The sequence below is a fragment of the Phaeovulum sp. genome (assembly GCF_041596715.1).
GTDB lineage: Bacteria > Pseudomonadota > Alphaproteobacteria > Rhodobacterales > Rhodobacteraceae > UBA6213.
This window is the reverse complement of record NZ_JBFHIA010000339.1, coordinates 1-2,484: the sequence shown is the minus strand read 5'-3', so window position 1 is coordinate 2,484 and position 2,484 is coordinate 1. Positions and strand designations below refer to the sequence as shown.

2 protein-coding genes are annotated in these 2,484 nt (G+C 63.6%); both read left to right on the top strand.

Annotation, left to right across the window (positions count from 1 at the left end):
- A partial coding sequence (gene ftsA, locus ABY403_RS15680) for a cell division protein FtsA (protein ID WP_372841751.1) occupies positions 1-814 on the top strand: 814 nt, incomplete at its 5' end.
- A 188-nt stretch (positions 815-1,002) separates the two neighbouring features.
- On the top strand, positions 1,003-2,484 hold a 1,482-nt coding region (ftsZ, locus tag ABY403_RS15675; RefSeq protein WP_372841750.1), incomplete at its 3' end, for a cell division protein FtsZ.

Below are 2,484 nucleotides of genomic sequence, written 5' to 3'. Positions count from 1 at the left end.
TCCGCGCGGCCATGTCGGAACCCGGCTCGCGGTGGATATGCACCTGCTTGCAGTCGATGCCGACGCGGTGGAAAACCTGACCTTCTGTCTGCGTCGATGCGACCTTGAACTGGCCGGTATTGCGTCTGCTGCCTATGCGGCGGGGATCGCGGCGTTGGTGGAAGACGAACAGGAACTGGGTGCTGCCTGCATCGACATGGGCGGTGGCGTAAGCGGCGTGTCGGTATTCATCAAGAAGCACATGATCTTTGCCGATGCGGTGCGCATGGGCGGCGATCACATTACTTCGGATATCTCCAAGGGCCTGCAAGTGCCGATGGCGGTGGCCGAACGGATCAAGACCTTCCACGGTGGTGTTCATGCCACCGGCATGGACGACCGCGAGATGATCGAGGTCGGTGGCGACAGTGGCGATTGGGAAAAAGACCGCCGCAAGGTTAGCCGGGCGGAGTTGATTGGCATCATCCGTCCGCGCGTCGAGGAAATCCTCGAAGAGCTGCGCGCGCTGCTGGATGCTGCGGGTTTTGACAGCCTGCCCAGCCAGCAGATCGTGCTGACGGGCGGTGCCAGCCAGATACCGGGGCTTGACGGGCTTGCCGCGCGCATCCTCGGCCATGCGGTGCGCCTTGGCCGACCGCTGCGGGTGCAGGGTCTGCCACAAGCCGCAACCGGCGCGGGCTTTGCCAGCGCCGTCGGGCTCGCGCTTTTCGCCGCGCATCCGCAAGATGAGTGGTGGGATTTCGAGTTTCCAGCCGAACGCTACCCGGCGCGCTCGCTGAAACGGGCGGTGCGTTGGTTCCGCGATAACTGGTAAGAATGCAACCGATGATCCCAAGATCGGGTGATTTGCGCGAAATACCGCTGAGATCACGCGATCTGGGGCTATATTTTGTAGCGTAGGCACGTTTTTCTGGTGACGTGTCATGGCAATTTGGATAAAATCGGTCCAATTTGCGGGGATAACCGGACGAGAGACCCGGATAAACACAGGCGGAACACCACATGGCACTGAATCTGACGATGCCGAAACGCGAGGAACTGAAGCCGCGGATCACCGTGTTCGGGGTCGGTGGTGCTGGTTGTAACGCGGTCAACAACATGATCGATCAGGAACTCGACGGAGTTGAGTTCGTGGTGGCCAACACCGATGCGCAAGCACTGGCGCAATCGAAGGCCCAAGCGCGCATCCAGATGGGTGTCCGCGTCACCGAAGGGCTGGGCGCGGGTGCGCGGCCTGAAGTGGGCGCTTCGGCCGCCGAAGAATCGATCGAGGAGATCGTCGATCACCTCGCAGGTGCGCATATGTGCTTTATAACCGCAGGCATGGGCGGCGGCACCGGCACTGGTGCCGCGCCGATCATCGCGCAAGCCGCGCGCGAGCTGGGCGTGCTGACCGTCGGCGTTGTGACCAAGCCTTTCCAGTTCGAAGGTGCCAAGCGCATGAAGCAGGCCGAGGCCGGCATTCTGGCGCTGCAAAAAGTCGTCGATACGCTGATCATCATTCCCAACCAGAACCTGTTCCGGCTGGCGAACGAAAAGACCACATTCACCGAAGCCTTCGCGATGGCGGACGATGTGCTGTACCAAGGCGTCAAGGGCGTTACCGACCTGATGGTGCGCCCCGGCCTCATCAACCTCGACTTTGCCGACGTTCGCGCGGTGATGGACGAGATGGGCAAGGCAATGATGGGCACCGGCGAAGCCTCGGGCGACGAGCGCGCTATTCAGGCTGCCGAAAAGGCCATTGCCAACCCGCTGTTGGACGAAATCAGCCTGCGTGGCGCCAAGGGTGTGTTGATCAACATCACCGGCGGGTATGACCTGACGCTGTTTGAACTGGACGAAGCCGCCAACCGCATCCGCGAGGAAGTGGACCCCGACGCCAATATCATCGTCGGCTCGACGCTTGACCCGGATATGGCTGGGCAGATGCGTGTTTCGGTCGTGGCCACGGGCATTGATGTGATCGCGGCAACTGTCGAGACGCCGGTGGCGCGTCGCCGTCTGGCCGAACCGCTGCCGCATGTGCCCGCAGAGGTCGCCGCAACGCCCGCGCCCACGCCTGCCGCTGCGCAAAAACCTGCGGCACCGGCTGCGGCGCCAGTGACGCAACAGGTCTATCGCACCAGCGCCGAAGAGCGTTCGCTGTTCGACACCCCGGCCCGCGCGCCGCGCGCCGCTGATCTGGAGCCGGAGGAGTTGCTTGACGCAGAGGCCGCAGCCGAAGCCGAGCAAGAACTGCCGCCCCCCGCATATCGCCCGCAACCGGCGGTGCAGCCGATCGCACGCGAGTTGAATGTCGAGGAAGACGCAGGTGCCTTTGTGGCACCGCGTCCGCGCGCGCCGGGTTCGCCCACGCCCGAGGCGCTTGCCCGGTTGCAAGCAGCAGTTTCGCGCACGCCCAGCCAGGCATCGCGGGCAGCATCGCAGCCGATGTCGGCAAGCCGCGCCTCTGCCCCGACACCAGCGCCAGCACCTGAAAAG